This is a genomic window from Denitromonas ohlonensis, from assembly GCF_007625205.1.
In the GTDB taxonomy this organism is placed as follows: Bacteria; Pseudomonadota; Gammaproteobacteria; order Burkholderiales; family Rhodocyclaceae; genus Nitrogeniibacter; species Nitrogeniibacter ohlonensis.
On record NZ_VMNI01000008.1, the window covers coordinates 58,339 to 78,302 of the forward strand.

Below are 19,964 nucleotides of genomic sequence, written 5' to 3' on the forward strand. Positions count from 1 at the left end.
CTGAACGCCAAGTCCTGTCTCACCGGCGATGCGCCAGCATCCCCGCCCCCGCGATGCACCAACCGGGAGAAGTACCGTGAGTCAAGGGGCCCTGACCTATCTGCGTCGTCAATATCTTTGCGTATTGCGCCGCTGCGCCTTCCTGAATGCCTTTTCGAGCTGGCTGCTGCTCGCGGCCCCGATGGCCATGGCGGGACAACCCGGCATCGTCACCGACGGGCGCACCGCGACCACGCTGACGCAGGCCGGGGCGGTCACCGACATCACCACGGCGACGGTCAGAGGCAACAACGCCTTCAACTCCTTCTCGCGCTTCAACATCGGCTCGGGGCAAACGGTCAATCTGCACCTGCCGCAGCAAACCGCCAACCTGCTCAATCTGGTGCGCAACGAACGCAGCCAGATCGACGGGGTGATGAACGCCTACAAAGACGGGCGCATCGGCGGCAACGTGTTCTTCTTCAACCCGCACGGCATGGTCGTGGGCGCGCAAGGGCAGATCAACGTGGGCAGCCTCACCGTGGCCACGCCGACACCGGCCTATATGGAGCGGCTGATCGGCCCGGGCGGGGCGATTGACGACGCAGCGGTCGATCAGGCCTTGCGTGGCGAGATCCCGCTGTCCGAATCCGGCCTGATCACGGTCAAGGGTTCGGTCAAGGCGGCGCGTGCGGTGCAGTTGGCCGCCGCTAACGTCAGCATCGTCGGCGGCGCCCGCATCGAAGCCGGCGCGGCAGCGCATGCCGGCTTTGGCGCACTGGTCAATATCGACGGCCTCGAAGCCGGCGCGCAGATGCTGCAGGACGGCGACACCGTGCGCATCGTCGCGGCCGATGCCGTGAACATCGCCGGTCTGGTCTCGGCCGATGGCGCGGCGGGCGAAGCCGCCGGCCGGGTGCGTATCGACGCCGGCGGCGACATCACCGTGGCCGACGGCGGCCGGGTGTCGGCCGATGGCCATGGCGCCAATTCGGACGGCGGCAAGATCCGCGTGTGGGCCGAGGGCACGGCCACGCTGGCCACCCAGGGCGAATTGTCGGCCCGCGGCGGCGAGATCTCCGGCGACGGCGGCCACATCGAATTCTCGGCTACCGACACTGTCCGCCTCGAAGGCGGCGCGCTCAAAGCCAATGCCACCAACGGCAAGCGCGGTTCGGTGCTGATCGACCCCAACAACATCGAAGCAGTCACCGCCAACACCTACACCGACGGTGTCGACTTCACCCTGATCGCCAACGACACGATCACCGTCGAAAACAACATCACCATCTCCACCCGCGACATCGCCAACCCCACCACCGGCAACCACGCCACCGACGCCTCGCAAGGCGACTCGGGCGACCTCACGCTGCGCGCCTCGAATGTCGAGCTCAAAGCCGGCAGCCGTCTGCTCGCCCATGCCACACCGGGCCACACCGGCGGCGACGTCACGGTCGAAGGCCGCACGCTCGATGCCATCGGCGCCAACCGCGATGTGAACGCCAGCGTGTCGCTGACCGAAGCCACCGTCACCGGCAAGGACATCACCATCCGCTCGTCCGCCGAGACCTCGCTGGTGCAGGAGCTGCTCGAAAACAACCCGGCGCTGAGCGTGGCCGACGCCCAGCGCCAGATCGACCAGGAGCTGGACGACCCGATCGACGGCATCGGCGGCGCCTTCCTCAGCGTCACCACCAAAGCCACCGCCACCACCACGGTGCTGGGCAGCAAAGTCACCGGCAGCGGCAAGGTGAGCATCAGCAGCCACGCCGGCGCCCGCTCGGGCTTCGAGAAAATCGCTACCGCCACCACCACCATCGGCGACAGCGGCGCCATCAAGAGCGAGATCCGTGGCAACACGATCGACATCACCTCGACCGCCACCACGTCGCTGTCCTACAAAATCCTCGGCACGGTCACCAAGTTGCTCGACCAGAGCTGGCTGCCCGACCCCGACGGCCCGCTGATCACCGCACTCGATGACAACCTCTTCGACTTCAATTCCGTCCCGCTGGTGGCGCTGTCCACCGCCAAGGCCACCACGCTGATCGACGGCGCGTCGTTGATCATCGGCACCGACACGGTCACCATCGGCGCCGACGCCGACTCGGCCGCCAAGCCCACCTTCAGCAGCCCCTTCCTGTTCTCGGCGGCGTGGGGTGAATCCACCGCCGAGGCCCGCGCCCGCGTGGTCGGCACCGCCAACATCACCGCCACCAGCGCACTGACGGTGCAGGCCCACACCAACACCGAGATCGACGTGACCGCCACGGTCAATTCGATCAACAAGCCGGTCGACGCCACTTTTGTGCGCGCCAACACGAACATCACCACAATCGCCGAAGTCGGCGACACCACCACGACCACCGGCGGCTCGATCAGCGTCGACGCGCAGACCGAGGCCGAAATCAACGCCGCCGCCGACGCCAAGAACACCGGCGGCAGCGGCGTCGGCCTGTCGCTGGCCATCAGCGAGACCACCTCGACCACCACCGCCACCCTGGGCGGCACGGCCGAAGCCACCACCGGCGACGTCAGCGTCACCGCCAATGCCGACATCGAAGAGGGCAACTCGGCCAACGCGGCGACGCTGGGCAACCCGTCGTCAATCTCGGCCAAGATCACCAACTTCAAGGCCGGCATCCAGCGCAATGTGGTGGGCGGCATTCTCAAGGCCACCGGCAAGATCAACCCGACCACCGCCGACCGCCTCACCAGCTTCCTCTTCCCGGGCATCAAGGAAGGCAAGTTCAACGCCGCCGGTGCGGTGGCGTGGACCACCGGCAACAACACCGCCACCGCCTCGATCGCGCCGCTGGCCGACGTGAAAGCCGCGGGCGGCATCTCGGTCACCGCCAAGGTCACCGACGACCCGAGCTCCAGCGCCGGCGCCAAGACCAGCTCCACCGGCTCGGCCGTGGGCGGCTCGGTGGCCTATGGCAGCTTTGTGAACACCGCCAATGCCTTCATCGGCAAGGGCGCCACGGTCGACGCCAAGGGCGCGCTGCTGGTCGACGCGCAAACCCATGTGCCCTACCCCTGGCAGATCGACTGGGAAGATCCGGACGAGATCCTGAACTTCCTGCAAGGTGGCGTGCTGGACATGTTCCTCACCACCTACTCGATCAACTCAGCCAAGGGCAAGAGCGGCATCGGCCTGGCCGTGGGCGTGAACCTGTTCGACCTCGACAACAACGCCACCGCCTATATTGACGAAGGCGCGCAGATCAACACCCGCTACACCGCCATCCCCGGCCTGGCCACGCAGTCGGTCAAGGTCAGCGCCAAGAACGACATCAGCCTCACCGGCGCGGTCGGCATCCTGTCCAAGAAATTCCTCGGCACCAGCGGCGGCAAGGCGGCCCTCGGCGGCTCCGCCGGGCTGATCAGCATCGACACCAACGCCAGCGCCACCATCCGCGGCAACGCCAAAGTGAACAGCGCCAACGCGGTCGACGTGGACGCCACCAACATCCAGCGCGTGGTCACCGTCACCGAGGCCGGCGGCAGCTCCGACGCGGTCGGTGTGGAAGGCGCGGTGTCGATCAACACCCTCACCAACACGTCCACGGCCGCCATCGACGACGACGCCACGGTGGCCGCCGGCGACGACATCACCGTCAATGCCAAGGGCGATCTGGAGAACATCTCGGTGGCCGGCGGCGTAGTCGCCACCAAGGGCCAGGTCGGCATCGGCTTCTCGGTGTCGGTGAACACCATCGTCTCCGACGTGGCCGCCTATATCGGCAACTTCGACCCGCTCGGCCTCGACCTCGTGCCGGCGCTGGGCAACATCAGCACCACCGGCAAGGTGAATCTGGTCGCCGTGTCGGAAGTCTCGCAAGGCGCCTACTCGGTCGCCGGCGCGCTCGCCACCGACAGCAAGGCCCAGACCGACATGCCCGCCGGCGCCAGCGATACGCAGGACGGCGGCGGCAGCGGCACGGCGAGCAAGTCCGGCAAGGGCAAGTTCGGCGTGGCCGTGTCAGCCGATGTGTCGATCAACGACGTGACGGCTGACACCAAGGCCTATGTGTCCGATGGCGCCACCATCTCGGCCGCCACCGCGCTCGACCTCGACGCCACCAACACCCTCGCCCTGTCGGCCCTCTCGGGCGCGGTCACCATCTCCACCCAGCAAAGCGGCAACGCGCTGGCCGGCTCCTACGCGCAGAACTCGCTCGCCGGCACCACCGCCGCCTATGCCGACGACGCCACGCTCACGCTGACCGGCCCGCTCACCGCCGACGCCAAGACCACCGGCACCATCGAAACGCTCTCCGCCTCGATCGCCGGCACCAAGGGCAAGGTCGGCGTGGCCGGCTCGGTGTCGATCAACGACATCGACAACAGCACCAAGACTTACCTCAGCAATGTGCTGCTCACCGGCGTGAGCACGGTCGGCCTCACCGCGCTGGACGACTCGACCATCCGCGCCATCGCCGGCGCCATCGCCTTTGGCGGCAAGGCCGGCATCGGCCTGTCCTTCAGCTGGAACCAGCTCGACAACGACACCGAGAGCTGGATCGCCAACAGCGATGTGGACGCCACCGGGCTGGTTTCGGTCGCCGCCACCACCGACAACAGCATCGACACCATCTCGGCCGCCATCGGCGCCAGCAAGGGCCCCATGGCCGGCGCGGCGGCCGTGACCATCAACACCATCGACAACAGCACCAAGACCTGGATCGCCGGCACCCGCGGCGGCGACGGCGTCGACAGCGCCGCCAACATCGCGCTGCTCTCGACCGACAGCTCGCGCATCTTCGGCCTGGCCGGCGCGCTCGGTGCCACCACCGGTTCGGCCGGCGTGGGCGTGACCTTCGCCTGGAACGATGTCGACAACATCGTCGACGCCCGCCTCAAGAACAACGCCAACGCCGAATCGACGGCCGGCGACATCACCGTCAAGGCCGATTCGAGCACCCACATCGAGGGCATCTCCGCCGCCGGCGGGGTGTCCGGCAAAGCCGGCGTCGCCGGTGCGGCCACGGTGGTGCAAGCCAAGAACACCGTCAAAGCCAGCATCGACGCCGGCTCGACGGCGATCGCCGACGGCAACGTGCATGTCGGCGCCTCGGATGATGTCGACCTCTTCAGCCTGGCCGGCAACGTGGCCGGCGGCGGCAAGGCCGGCATCGGCGCCTCGGCCTCGGTGCTGATCACCAACAACACCGTTGAAGCACGCATCGACGGCAGCGCCACCGGTCGCGGCAAGCGGGGCGCCATCGATGTGCCCACTGGCGACAAGAACAGCGCCGGCACGCTGCTGACCGAATCCACCCGCGGCGTGGCCGTCACCGCCACCTCGCATGAAGACATCGAAACCATTGCCGCCGGCGGCTCGGGCGGCGGCAGCGCCGGCGTGGCGGGCTCGGCCACCGTCACCGACCTGACCGAAACCACCACCGCCGCCATCGGCAGCGGCGCCACCATCAACCCGCTCGACGACGGCAGCAGCACGCAGGACGTGACCGTGCGCGCCTCCGACGAAACCACCCTGCTCGGCGTCGCCGGCGCGGTGGCCTTCGGCGGCAGCGGCGGCGTGGGCGCCGGCGCCGACGTCGGCCTGATCGGCAAGACCACCACCGCCAGCGTGGCCGGCAACGTCAAAACCAACGACACCGTCACCGTCGAGGCGCGCAGCGAAGAGGACATCACCTCGGTCGCCGCCTCGCTGTCGGTCGGCGGCTCGGCCGGCATCGCCGGCTCGGCCTCGGTGTATGTGGTCGACGTCACCACCAAGAGCGAAATCGCCGACGGCGCCACGGTGCACAGCGACGGCAACGTGATCGTCTCGGCCGATGACGACAACGAAATCGACATGATCGCCGGCAACGGCGCCTTCGGCGGCAGCGCGGGCGTGGGTGCTTCGGCCGCGGTGGCGATCATCAACAAGACCGTCACCGCCCGCGTGGGCACCGGCGCCACCGTCGACGCGCTCGGCAAGGCCACCGGCGTCACCGTGGCCGACGGCAGCTTCGACACCACCTACACCGCCAACGGCACCGACGAGGGCGAAATCAGCGCCCCCGCCGCCAGTAACCCCGACGGCAGCGACAGCCAGGCCCTCACCGGCCAGCGCACCGGCATCCGTGGCACCGCCACCGGCTTCCAGGGCCTGGCGGTGACCGCCACCAACCAGGACGACATCGAAACCATCTCGGCCACCGGCTCGGCCGCGGGCAGCGCCGCCATCACCCTGGCCGGCGATGTGAACGTCATCACCACGAACACCACCGCCGACATCGCCGACAACGCGCAGATCAACCAGAACACCGGCACCGGCGCCGCCGCCGGCCAGTCGGTGCTCGTCGCGGCGGGTAACGACCACTACCAGATGGGCATCGCCGGCTCCGCCTCGGGCGCCGGCGCGGTCGGCATCGGCGCCGCCGCCGACGTGCTGGTGGCCAAGCACACCACCACCGCCAAAGTGGGCGACTCGGCCGACGTGCGTGCCCGCAAGGACGTGTCGGTGATCGCCAGCGCGCAAGAAGAAATCCTCTCCATCGCCGCCGGTCTGGGCGTGGGCGGCACGGTCGGCGTGGCTGGCTCCACCTCGGTGCTGTCGATGACCAACGTCACCAGCGCCACCACCGGCACGGGTTCGGTGGTCGATGCCGACGGCAATGTGCGCATTGTCGCCACCGATCACACCGAAACCGACGTGGTCGACGGCACCCTCGCGGTCGGCCTCGGCGCGGCTGGCGTGGGCGGCGCGGTCGGCGTGACGCGTATCGAAAAAGACACCACCGCCGGCGTCGGCGTGGGCGCCACGGTCAATGCCCGCGGCAACAACACCGCCAGCATGCAGGCGCTATCGGGCAACGACCTCACCGACCGCGATGCCATCACCGGCCTGATGGTCGAAGCCAACTCCAGCGAAGACCTGTTCTCGGTCGCGGCCAGCGGCGCGGGCGGCTTCTACGCCGGCGTGTCGGGCGCGGTCACCGTCACCAGTGTGGATTCGGACACCACCGCCGTCATCGGCAACGGCGCGCTGATCAACCAGGGCGTAACCAACGGCAGCGCGACGCAGGATGTGAACGTCAGCGCCAAGAACCACGCCAGGCTCGACGCCTACACCGGCTCGCTGGCAGGCGGCGCCGTCGGCGCGGCCGGCGGCGTGGATGTGGGCACGATCAAGAACGACACCACCGCCCTGATCGACAACAACGCGCAGGTCTCGGCCAAGCGCGATGTGGATGTGAACGCGCTCACCGACGCCGACATTGACTCGATCACGGTCAGCGCCGCGGGCGGCATCGGCGCGATCGCCGGCGGCATCTCGGTGTATAGCGTGGGCAGCGGCCTCGACGCCGAAGGGCGCAAGAAGCTCAAGTCCGACAGCGGCGACTTTGGTGATGTAAACAGCTACGCCGACGACCAGGCCAGCGACGGCAGCATCAACAGCCTGCTCGCCGGCTCGGACGATGCGCGGATTCGCAACGCCGGCACGCAATCGCAGACGGCGCGCGCCGGGGTCAGCATTTCGGGCGATCTGGCCGGCGCCAACACGGCCGGCACCACCGCCACCATCGGCGACGCCAACATCACCACCGGCGGCGCCATCGACATCGACGCGCGTCAGGACATCGACGTCAAAGTGCTGGCCGGCGGTGCGTCGGTGGGCGGCGTGGGTCTGGGCGTCGGCGTCGGCGTCGTGGCGGTCAATGCCGGCACGGCGGCCGATGTGGCTGCACTGGCCACACTCAACAGCGGCGGTGCCATTTCGGTAGGCGCCCACACCAAAACCGTCAGCGACCTGACCGGCTTTGCCGGCAGCTACGGCGGCCTCGCCGCCGACGCGGCGGTCGCCATCGTCACCGACAACAGCACCACCCGCGCCGCCATCGGCGACGGCGTGCAGATTGTCGACGCCACCGGCGTCAGCGTCTCGGCCAGCGACGACCGCACCGCCGAGAGCGAAGCGGTCGGCGTCAGCGTGTCCGGCGGCGCGGCCGTCGGCGCCTCGGTGGCCACCGCCACGCTGGGCGGCTCGACCACCGCCAGCGCAGGCGACAACCTGCTAGCCGGCCAGTCGGTGAACACGGTTGATAGCCTGACCGTGACCGCCGATTCGAGTACCACCGCCAAAGCCGAATCGATTGCCGGCAAGGCGGGCATCGGTCTGGCGGCCAGCGGCTCGGTGGCCACCGCCAAGACGACTCCAACCGTCAGCGCCATGATCGGCGACAACAGCCGCATCAAGGTCAGCGGTACCACCAACGTCAACGCGACCGGCCGCAGCAGCGCCGACGCCGACGCCATCGGCGTCAATGTGGCCGGCGGTGTGGGTATTGGCGCCTCGATCGCCACCGCCACCAGCGCACCGGACATCGACGCCGCCATCGGCGCGGGTGCGCGCATCACCGCCAATCAAGTGCGCATCGCCGCCACCCAGGCCATCCTCGGCAGCGGCACCTCGGCCTACGCGCTGGGCGCAGCGGGCGGCCTGCTCGCCGGGGTGAATGCCACCTACGCCGAGAGCAACAACAACGGCAAGGTCGACGCCAAGCTCGGCGACAACAGCGAGCTCGTGGTGGCCAGCAACGTCAATGTGGACGCCACCAACAACACCCGCCAGCGTACCGACGTGACCGGCGTGTCGATCGGCGGCGTGCTCGCCGCAGGTGCGACCATCGGCCATGCCAATTCGGACACCGAGACCCACGCCAGCCTCGGCAACGGCGTACAGGTCGCCAGTCTGGGCGGCCTGACCGGCCTGATCAGCGTCACCGCCGTCGGCACCGACGACAACATTGCCACCGCCGTCTCCGGCAGCGGCGGCCTGATCTCGGGCTCGGCCGCCAGTGTGGGCACCTTCAGCGAGAGCGACACCTCGGCACGCGTGGGCAGCGGTGACGCGACACACAGCCTCAACGCGAGCACCGTCACGCTCACCGCCGACCACACCACCCAGTTCAACGGCAAGGTGGACAGCGTGTCGGCCTCGGCGGTCGGCGCCAGCGGTTCGAAGGCCCGCCACACGGTGAAAAGCACGGTGGAGGCCACGGTGGCCGACAACGGCCGCATCAATGCCAACCATGTCGACATCGACGCCAACAACCGCGCCCACAAGTTCTGGTGGGGCGCCAGTTCAGTGGCGGCAGACGCAGCCACCAACGCCGACTCCGCTGCCTGGAACATCAAATCCGGCTCGGGCGGCGCGCTCAACGCCGCCGCCGGCAGCAGCCGCAGCACGGTCACGCTCACCACCGTCGCGCGCATCGGCCAGAACGCACAAGTGCATGGGCTGATGCCCGCACTGGGCGAAGGCAGCTTCAGCATGGATGCCTTCAACGACGTCATCGGGCACGACAAGTCCAAGCTCGACTCGGGCGGTCTGGTCGCTGTCGCGGCAACCGAAACCCACTTCACGGCCACCGGCAATGCCACGGCCGAATTCGGCGCCGGCGCCCAGGTAACCAGCGACACCGGCGACATCACCGCCGGCACGCGCTCGCGGGTCGATCTCGACACGCGCTCGTCGTCCGACACCTACGGTCTGGCCGGCGCGCCGATGGGCGAGGCCTGGTCGACCTGGACCGGCAACAACACCGCCATCGTCAGGTCCGGCGCACGGCTGCTGGCCGATCAGGGCGGCGTGCATCTGGGCGGCGGTCAGGCCAGCGACGGCACCCGCACGGATATCGAGGCCGACTCCGATGTGCGTCTGTGGAACAAGACCGCCTTCCCGATCAACTCCGATCCGGATGCGCGCACCACCGTGACCAGCAACGCCTCGGTGCAGCTGCTGGGCACCGCCGCCATCGAAACGGCCGGCGACATCACCTTGGCCGCCGACAAGGGCAAGATCGACGCCCACCATGTCGGTATCGGAAAGGACATCTACCGCGAAGCAGCCTCCGGCATCGTCAGCGGCATCAGCAATGCCTTTGGCGGCGACGACGTGTCCTTCGACATCGAAGGCGGCGAAACCGTGGTCGGCGGCAGCTCGACTGCGCAGATCGAGGGCTCCGCGCTGGCCGGTATCCACCGCTTCGAGTCGCTGACCCTCGAATACGAGCTGGTCGACGCGAGCGGAAACGTGGTGGCCTCGCCGGTCACCGGCACCGATGGTCGCGTGCTGTGGCGCCTCAAGGTCAGCAAGACCGACGGGGTGAACTACACCATCGATCCGGCCGTTGGCCTGGCCGCCAACATCCAGAAGCGCATCGACAAGCTGCGTAGCCTGATGGAGCAGTACTCGGGCGACCCGGTGGCCGTGGGCGCCTACGAGTCGGAGATCAAGTTCCTGCAGTTCAAGCTGGTCGAACTCGGCCTGGCCAGCGGCGACCCCAACGGCACCAACTTCAACACGGGCAACTGGAACAACCCCAGCCCGAAAGAAGTGAAACTCGAAGAGATCGCGCAGAAAGAAGCGCAGATCGACAGCCTCGGCAATGACATCGTATCGACCACCGACGGGGCCACCACCACCACCGACGGCGCACTGACCGCGCAGACCACACTGACCACCGACGCCGGCACGGTCGTGCTGCGCGCCGACAGCATCAACGGCAACAACGCCACCATCCAGACCAACCTCGCCGGCATGGGTAATTTCAACGCCGCCGACGGTGATTACCTGAACCTGATTGGCCAGCAGGGTACGGCGGCCAGCTTGCGCAGCGACATCAATACCTTGCAGGGCCAGCTCAGCGCCGACCGCACTTCGCTGGCCACCAGCAATGCCAACATCGACACCTTGCTGGGCAATATCGCCAGCCGCCAGAGCCAGATCGACACGCTGCTTGCCACCAACGGCGCGCAGTCGCAGATCGACGCCCTGCGCGCGCTCAACGACACCGACCGCAGCGCCGCCACCAGCGAACTGGGCACCGCCAACAGCCTGCTGGCCGGCATCGCCACCAAGAGCACCCTGCTCGACCAGAAGGCTGGCTCGCTGAACAGCACCTACACCACCATCAACAGCCTGCAGAGCACCCTGCGCAGCCGCTTTGCCAATGGCAGCGCCGACAGTAGCCGGGTCGCTGCCGTCACCAACCTGCAAAGCAGCAACACCAGCCTGCGCGGCGACGTGAGCACCCTGGCCGGCAGCATCAACGGCGCCGATGCAACCGTGGCCGGCGCCAGCACGACGGTGGCCGGAAACCTCACGACGGTGCAGGGCTATGAAACCGATCTGGGCACGGCACAGACCGACCTGGTGGCGCTCGAAGCGCAACTGCCCGGCCTGTCCGATGTGCCCGCCAACGGCCCGATTGCCGACTTCATGCATGTTGACGACATCACCGTGCGGCTGGGCAACATCGACGTGACCGCCGACAACCTGACGGGCACCGGCGCGCTGCGCGCACCGGGCGACGCGAAGATCAGCATCGTCAACAACACGCCCGACTTCCTCGTGCTGGGCAAACTCACCGTCGATAGCGACAGCGGCGGCGAGATCCGTCAGAACGGCTTCCTCATCAACGACAACAACGAGATCCGCCGCATCAACCTCAACAACCAGGCACCGAGCCTGACGCTGCAGACCAAGCACAACAATGGCGCCGGCCTGCCGCAGATCGAGGTGATCAGCAACTACGACCCGAACAGCGCCAAGAACGCCAATCTGCCCGCCCCCTCGCCCGACATCCAGCTCTCGGACGACGTGAGCAACCCGCTCGGTCTGGTGCGCGTGTATAGCCAGGCCGGCAGCATCTACGTCGATGGCGACATCCGCGCCGCGCAGGTCGACGTGCAGGCCGACAACGGCGACTTCGTGCAGAGCTTTGTCGACGGCTTCTACCACTCCTCGGGCGATCCGGCCGCCAACGTGCAGGGCGGCCAGACGAGCACGCCGGCCGGCAAGGGCATCGTGGCCAATGGCAGCGTGTTCATCAGCGCGCGCTACCTGAACATCAACGGCCTGGTCCAGAGCGGCATCGAAACCTGGAACATCACCCTGCCGACCACCCCGGTGCTCACCGGCCCGGCCAGCCTGTACGGCCTCAACCAGAGCGCGCTCGACACCCTGGTGGAGAACTGGAAGAACAGCACCGGCCCGCAATACTCCACGCTGGCCGCAGCGGGCGGCGCGGTGGTGTTCAACGCCGCGCTGAACCGCATCGAAGCCAACGCCAGCTATGCCCACACCGACATGGGCACCAGCGGCTGGGCGCAGCGCACCAGCAGCTTCGGCGGCCTCTACCCGCTGATTTCCGACTACGGCAACATCGGCGCCAGCTACGACCCGAGCGTGACCGGCGGGCGCTTCGTGCTCGACGGCGAAGCGGTCAAGGGCGGCTACATCCAGCTCTACGGCCAGATCCTCAACACCGCAGGCAGCGCCTCGCGCCTGAAGGTGCTCGATGGCTTCGGCCAGATCGTGGTCACCAACCCGACCGACCGCGCGGTGGTGGTCAACAACCTGAGCACCGGCACCGATGCCGACGGCAGCGGTCGTGGCGTCCGCGGGGTGATCGACATCACCGACATCCAGCGGGTGAACACCACCAACGGCACCAGCGATGCCATCCACACCGTCATCACCCGCGAGAACAACACGGTCATGCTCGACCAGACCGGCCGCTGGGAAGGCAGCGTGTTCAACCCCAACTACCGCTTCACCGGGGCCGACACCACCGCCGCCGACGGCCGCAACACCACCTACGACCCGCAAACCGGCCTGCGCTACGTGTGGACCACCGCCACGGACAAGTCGACCAACACCTACTGGCAGTTCTCGGGCACGCAGTTCCTGGGCATCTCGGCGCTGCGCACCCGCCCCTCCGGCACGGTCGAATCCAAGCGTGGCCCCTACACCACCGGCACCCGCCGGCTGGACGACGGCACCTACCTGCTGCGCGACACCAGCCTCACCGGCACACCGCTGAAGACCACCTCCGACACCCGGACCACCTCCGACCACTGGACCAAGACCAAGGAGTGGACCGACTGCAACTGGTGGACGGTCTGCATCGCGCAGGACTACCACTCCAAGTGGACCCAGAGCACCGGCACGCAGACCATCACCACCTTCTCGCTCAAGGCGGACTACCCGATCAACGTCGAGTTCTCGGGTCAGGATACGGGCCTGGTGGCCATCAACTCGAAGAGCGACGTCACCCTTAACGGGCTGATCAACAACCGCTTCGGCGACACCACCATCACGGCCGGCGTCAATCCGGGCGTGGGCGTCACCAGCAACCCGGCGCTGGTCAAGGCCGGGCAGTCCATCCTGCAGGGCAGCGAAGACGCACTGGTCACCGGCCAGACGCTCAACTTTGCGGCGTCCTACAGCGTGGGCACCACCGGCAGCAACGCCAACCCGGTCAATATCGACCTCAACGGCGGCACGCTCAACGCGGCGGTGGCCAGTGGCAACCTGGCCTTGCGCCAGGCCAATGGCGATCTGTCGATCGGCATCGTCAGCGCCGGTGGCGCGGCCAACGCCGGCCTCGGCCAAGTGCTGATCGCCGCCGACGGCCACCTGAGCATGGCTGGCCCGTTGTCCAGCGTCACCGGCAACCAGATCGAGCTGGTCTCCGAGAACGGCAGCATCGGCAGCGCCACCGACCCGTTCCGCATCAAGGCCGGCTTCACCAGCAACCTGGCCGAACGTCGCTTCTACGGCGTGACCGCCGCCGCCCGCGAGAGCATCTTCCTCGACAGCGAAAGCTGGATCGGCAACCTCGGAGCCGATTTGCTGGTCTCCAGCATCACCTCGACCACCGGCGACGTGCAGGTGCGCACGCCGGGCCGCATCATTGACAACAACCCCTTCGAAACCCGCGACGAGCGCACCTACGCGCAACTGCTCACCTTGTGGGAAGAGTTGTCCCTGCTCGAAAACACCACCAAGAACGCCGAGAAGCAGCAAGCGGCCATCGCCGCCTTCGAGGCCGGTGCCAGCCAGGAATACCGCATCTACTGGCAGATCCGGAACCAGCAGGCCGACCCGAGCAGCTTCGACGCCAACCACACGGTGGCGCTGAGTACCGCGCAGGAAACGGCCATGCGCGACAGCCTGGCCCAGCAAGGCAAAACGCAGACCGAGATCGACACCCTGGTGCGCGACTACAGCAAGAACAAGACCGACGAGTACCGCGCCCTGCACGAGAAGCTGTACGCCACGCCGGTCTACGAGAACCTCATCCCGGTGGGCTATCAGGACGGCTTTGCCTACGCCGCCACGCAGACCGAACGCGACGCCCAACTCAAGGGCTCGTCGTGGAGCGAGCACGAGCTGGGCATCGCCTTCTCGCCGGGTCTGCTCAAGGAGACCACCGACACCAACCCGGTGCTCAAGGACCCGAACGTGGCTGGCACCAGCGTCACGCTTTTGGCCGACCAGGGCATTGGCGAGACCGGCCTGACCCGCATGATCGACCTCAGCCTGAATCCGGGCCTCATCTCGGATGACGACAAGGTCGCCCTGGCCGCTGCCGAGCGCAACGACCTGAGCATCAATGGCGGCATCGCCAGCGTCACCCAGCGCAAGCCGGTGGTCGTTGGTGGCAACGGTCTGCTCACGGTCACCGACCGCGCCGGCAACGCCGTGGCCGGCGATGTCTTCCTCGCCTCCGAAACCTCGGTCAATGTGGGCGCTATTCTCTCCACCGGAGAGACCCGCCTCAAGGCCGCCGGCAGCATCATGCATGGCGCCGGCGCCGGCCTGCCGTCCTTCGTGGCCAGCAGCCTGATCCTCGAATCGGCCAAGGGCGACATCGGCTCCGCCACCCAGCCGGTGCTGGTGCAACTGGGCGACAACGATCCGCTGATCGCCCGCGCCGACGGCGACATCTTCATCACGCAGCTCGGCAACGATCTGGCGGTCGACACCCTGTTCTCACGCGCCGGCATCTGGCTGACCGCGCCGGGGTCCATCGTCGATGCCTTCAACACCGACGACACCAACATCCGTTCGCAAACGCTGAACCTGCTCGCCGGCGGCAGCCTCGGCAGCGCCAGCAACTTCCTCGACATCGGCCTCGGACCGCGGCTTGAGAGCGACACCGACGACACCGGCTACCTCACCGCCAACGCCGGCACCGGCGCCTTCCTGCGCAGCCCGAGCCTGCCGCTGATCCTCCATCAGGTGGACGCCGGCACCGAGATCCGCGTGATCGGCGGGACCGACGTGGTCGTCGAAGGCGCAGTCACCGCGCCGGTGAGTGTCGATATCGCCGCCGGCGACGACGTGCGCTTCGATGGCGGCCAGATCGCCACCGACACGGTCGCAATCTCCGCCGGCAGCGACGGCACGGGCAACGTGGCAGGCAGCAGCACCGCCGGCCCCGACATTGTCGCCACCACCTCGGCCTTCATCACCGCGCCGCAGGGCATCGGCACCGGCGCCCCGGTCGAAGTGCGCACCCCGCAACTCGACCTGCAGGCCGACACCATGGACGTGGTCGCCACCCCGCTGACCCCGGCCCAGCCGCTGATGATCAACGCCAGCGGCGTGGGCGGCAGCATGGCCAGCGACGTCACGCTCAATCTGGCCAGCGGCAGCTCGGTGACGATCGGCACGCTGTTTGCCAACACCAGCCAGACCACCGCCACCACCCCGCTGTTCACCGTCACCGACGGCCAGCTGGGCGACTACGCCGCCTTCTACACGCCGGCCTTCGCGATACGGGTCGATCACCAGAACCGCGCCTTCCAGCCCGGCTTCGATGTGCGCGCCTTTACGCTCAGCGGCTTGTACGACATGGTGGTCACGCCCGAGTCGGCGCTGATCGGCGCCTTCATCATCACCAAGAATCCGCGTAAGGTGGTGTTCAGCAACCCGGGCGGCGTGGCCGACCTGCGCAGCCGCGGCCAGCTCAACGCGCTGGATCATCAAACCAAGAACGACAAGAGCAACCGCGTAGCCGCCGGCGCCGCCGAAAACTACGCCACCGCCGCCGGTGGCCTGGTGTTCGTCGATCCGGATCTGTTCGAATGCGGCAAGCCCGGCGAGCCGAACGCGTGCGAAGACCTTTGAGGATGGGGAGACAATCAATGCAGGGAACGATCACGCGGCAAGCCGCAGGACTGGGGCTGATGATGGCCACCTCGCTGGTGATGGCGCAAACCCCCGGCACGGCCGAATCGCCGGGCGCCATCCAGCAGCAACAGCAACAGGAAATCGACCGGCGACTGCGTGACGAACGCATCCAGCAACGCCCCGTGGCGCCCGAAATCTCGGTGCCGCAAGGCGGCCCGGCCGCGCCAGCCAGCACCGCCAAAACCATCCGCGTCGAGCAGATCCTCATCGACCGCTCCGAGATCCTGACCCAGGGCCAGATCGACGCCATCGTCAAGCCGCTCGAAGGGCAGACGGTCAGCCTCGCCGACCTGCAGCAAGCCATCGACGCCCTCAACGCGCTCTACACCGCCGCCGGCCAGGCCACCGCACGCGCCATCTTGCCGCCGCAAACCGTCAAGGACGGTCAGGTGCGCTTCCGCCTGGTCGAAGCCAAAGTGGGCGATGTGCGTGTCAATGGCGCCGAGGCCATCGACCCGGCCTTCATCACCGATCGCGTCGCGCTCGAAGCCGACCAGCTGCTCTCGGTGCCGGTGCTCGAATCCGCGCTGGTGCGCTTCAACCGCCTGCACAGCACCCAGCTGCGCGCCGGTGTGGTGGCTGGCAGCAAGTTCGGCACCACTGACGTCGAGATCACCGCCGTCGAGCCGCCACGCACCAAGTTCTCGGTGTTCTTCGACAACGCCGGGCGCGACACCGTGGGCCAAACCCGCGGCGGCTTCAACGCCCGCTTCGCCAACCTCGCCGGCCGCAGCGACACCCTGCAGTTCCTCGCCACCCGCACCGAGGGCTCCGAAAACTACGCGCTGTCCTATTCGTTACCGCTCGACTGGCACGACCTGCGCCTCGACCTCTCGGCCAGCAAAGGCAACATCAGCATCGTCGACGGCCCCTTCGAACCGCTCGACATCACCGGCAGCTCCAGCGACTTCACCGCCGGCCTCACCTACCCGCTCATCGTCACGCTCGAAGACATGTGGTCGGTCTACGGCCGCCTCTCGGCCCGCGAATCGTCCAGCGCCTTCGGCGGCCTGGAGCAGGAAAAACTCAACCTGCGCGTGTTCACCGCCGGCATCTCCGGCGAGCATCAAAGCGACGACACCGCCTGGTATGTCGACCACTCACTCGCCTCCGGCATCACCGCCCTCGGCGGCGACCAGGGCTTCCTCTACTACCGCGGCAGCGCCACCCGCTTCGACCGCCTCTCCGAACGCTTCCAGCTTCTGCTGCGCGGCGGCCTGCAACTGTCGGACACCCGCTTCCTGCCCGCCAGCGAACTGTTCCAGATCGGCGGCGCCTACACCGTGCGCGGCTTCTCCGAAGGCCTGCTCTCAGGCCGCAACGGCTACTTCGTCTCCGCTGAACTCCGCATCGGCCGCACCCTCGAGGAATACCAGGCCGCCGACCCCGACGGCCCCACGCTGCACGGCATCGTCTTCATCGACCACGGTGGGGCGCTGCCTTACCGGCCGGGCAACCTCAAGGAAAGCACGCATGACGACTACCTGACCAGTGTTGGCTTTGGCGTGTTGTTCGACTTTTCCGAAAAAGTGACTGGGCGCATCGTCATTGGTCAGCCGCTGCGGGGGAATCCGGCGGAGCTGCATGACAAGCGGCCGCGGGCGCATGTGTCTTTGAATATTGCGTTGAACTAAAGCGGCGGCGCGGGCGCCGTGCCTGAGCCTTCTGCCAACGCTACGGTGAGACTCAACCGGTTGTCGCGGTGCGACGGGACGTTGGCCGGGTCTCGCCCCGGCGAGCGACCTACTTTCTTGCTCGTGCAAGAAAGCTAGGCAAAGAAGCACGGCCCACTTTCGCGCCCCTTCGGGGTCCCCGCCCTCCGGACACGCCGGGCGGGGTGCTTCGCAAACTCGCCCTGCGGGCTCAAACAGCGAAGCCCCTCTTTCCGCCCGCCGCATCCTCCGGTTGGCGCGGCAGAGGGCGGGTCGATCGTGCCCCAAGAGACTGGCAGAGCCTCGATTCTTCAGGCATATTCTTTTTTGTCGTGGCTACCGCTACGACGATAGTGATTGACTCTGATCGGTTGAGCACCCGCTTGATCCGAGTCGATCTGACACGCTCGAACGTTGGGTTTAAAACCCTGCCCCCGGAGTCCCATGACCTCGGAATGCCATCTACGCGAACAGAATTGAGATCTGATCCCACTCCTTTTCACGGCGTTTCAATCTATGCGATTTCCAGACTGGACTCACTTGCCAAACAATTGACTGAGATTTTATCCATGCATCTTTCTGTTCAGAATCGCGCTAAATCCCGTGTCCTGTTAATTCCATTAACATTATGTGCAGTATTTACATCAGCTTGTACGTCATTCAATCCCGCAGAGGACCCAAAAATCACTGCTGAAGCACAAAAGAAGAAGACTGAACTACTGGAAAGTGTCTCGACCTCTTGGATTCAACGGCGCTCAAGAGAATATGGGGAGTGGCAATCGTCAAATTCTGACAATGAAAACCAATTGAAATCGATCATTGATAAAGCTCCCGAACAAGCAACAAAGAAAGACAGATCGATCGATGCCAACGATAGGGTGACCTTTTTCTATTTATCAACAACTGAAATCTGGGATAAACATTTCGCGCCAAAAATGGTTGCAATACCTAGTGGCGAGTTCTCTATTGGCGGGCGAGACAAGAAAGCAGATAGCAATGAAAAGCCACTAAAGAGAATTGCAATAAAAAAGCCGTTCTTAGTTTCAAAGAATCCAATTACTCTTGGAGAATTTGCCTATTTCGTAAAGAAAACCGGATACAAATCAGACTCTGGCATCAAAGGTTGCCTGTTCAACAGCATATTCTGGCAACTGGGCTCAGAACACGGATGGGCTTTCCCAGGCTATGAGCAGTCGTTTGACCACCCAGTTGTTTGCATCAACAAGCATGATGCTCTTGCGTACGCTGATTGGCTCCGCAAGGTAACAAATAAAAATTATCGCCTATTAACTGAAGCTGAGTACGAGTGGGCTGCAAGTGGGGGGAAAGATGGCGCTTACCACTGGGGTGACACGTACGAAGAGGGAAAAGGAAATTGTTCCGTTCGTGGCACGGAAGGAGTGAAACCTGTAGGCTCCTATGAATCAAATTCATTTGGGCTCTTCGACATGGCTGGAGGCCCAACGACTTATGTTCAAGACTGTTTTTTGGATAATTACGAAGCACTACCCGCTGACGGGAGCGCAGTCAAACAGGGGAAACCTGCCGGCGGGCTAGTAGACAAACTGGCTGAAACGTATAAACCCGACGAATGCTTGAGCTCAGTCCGCGGTGGCAGCTGGTGGGTTGTTGGTCTCTTCCAAAATACTTACCACGGATGTGAAAACTCTCTCCGCATATCAAAACGAAGTTTTGGAAACATTAACAGTAGGCAGTTTAACCGTGGCTTGCGGCTGGCTCGAGACATTCCATAACCCAACATGTCGCGTTTGACGGGAAAGACAGCCCGCGTAGGGCGGAAAAGCGAAGCGCCTTCCGCCGCATGGTGTAACCGAATGACGCACACAATGTCACCGCACACACAATGAATCTCGACGCCATATTGGGTGTTATCAATCTGCTGCTGTACTGGCGAGTCGCCGTGTGCCTCGTCGTCAGCAGCGTCACCGCTTTTCTTCTGGTTCAGGCGTTCCCCTGGCTCTCCGGCCTTCAGGGGATCGCCTTCGCAGCACTCGGGATGCTCGCTGGCATCGTGTGGGAGGAGACGGCACATCCGTCGTCCACCTCCGCTGTCGATGCACCGCCAACCAGCACTGTCGTCGCGGTTCTTTCCGCCGCCATTTTTGGCGCCGTGTGGGGCGGAATGAGTTCTACGTCGTTCCAGTCGGCGCTTGCTGGCGCCGTGGTTCTAATCGGTGGCGTCTGGGGGTGGTTTCGGTTTGCGGTCGCTTCGCGAGGCTGGCTCACTCGGGAGCAAGGCATCATCTGCATCCTTGTTAGTGCAACTGCTTATCCTTTCGCAGCCCTCATGGCGCACAGGATGTAGGGTG

The 19,964-nt window shown here is 66.0% G+C and carries 4 protein-coding genes; all 4 read left to right on the forward strand.

Annotated elements, in window-relative coordinates; translation table 11 throughout:
- The first annotated feature begins 76 nt into the window (after positions 1-76).
- Complete coding sequence (locus FHP89_RS10075; protein WP_186300234.1) at positions 77-15,919, forward strand: leukotoxin LktA family filamentous adhesin; 15,843 nt, start codon at positions 77-79, stop codon at positions 15,917-15,919.
- A 17-nt stretch (positions 15,920-15,936) separates the two neighbouring features.
- Complete coding sequence (locus FHP89_RS10080; RefSeq protein ID WP_186300235.1) at positions 15,937-17,616, forward strand: ShlB/FhaC/HecB family hemolysin secretion/activation protein; 1,680 nt, start codon at positions 15,937-15,939, stop codon at positions 17,614-17,616.
- 587 nt (positions 17,617-18,203) lie between these two features.
- Positions 18,204-19,388 carry a formylglycine-generating enzyme family protein gene (locus FHP89_RS10085; protein ID WP_186300236.1) on the forward strand — a complete coding sequence of 395 codons (1,185 nt, stop codon included), beginning with the start codon at positions 18,204-18,206 and terminating at the stop codon, positions 19,386-19,388.
- A gap of 110 nt (positions 19,389-19,498) precedes the next feature.
- Positions 19,499-19,960, forward strand: coding sequence for a hypothetical protein (locus FHP89_RS10090; protein WP_144175772.1), 462 nt, complete (start codon positions 19,499-19,501; stop codon positions 19,958-19,960).
- Positions 19,961-19,964 lie beyond the last annotated feature (4 nt).

Coding starts and splice junctions, on each gene's coding strand:
- FHP89_RS10080 (WP_186300235.1), top strand. CDS start 15,937: ATGCAGGGAACGATCACGCGGCAAGCCGCAGGACTGGGGCTGATGATG.
- FHP89_RS10085 (WP_186300236.1), top strand. CDS start 18,204: ATGCATCTTTCTGTTCAGAATCGCGCTAAATCCCGTGTCCTGTTAATT.
- FHP89_RS10090 (WP_144175772.1), top strand. CDS start 19,499: ATGAATCTCGACGCCATATTGGGTGTTATCAATCTGCTGCTGTACTGG.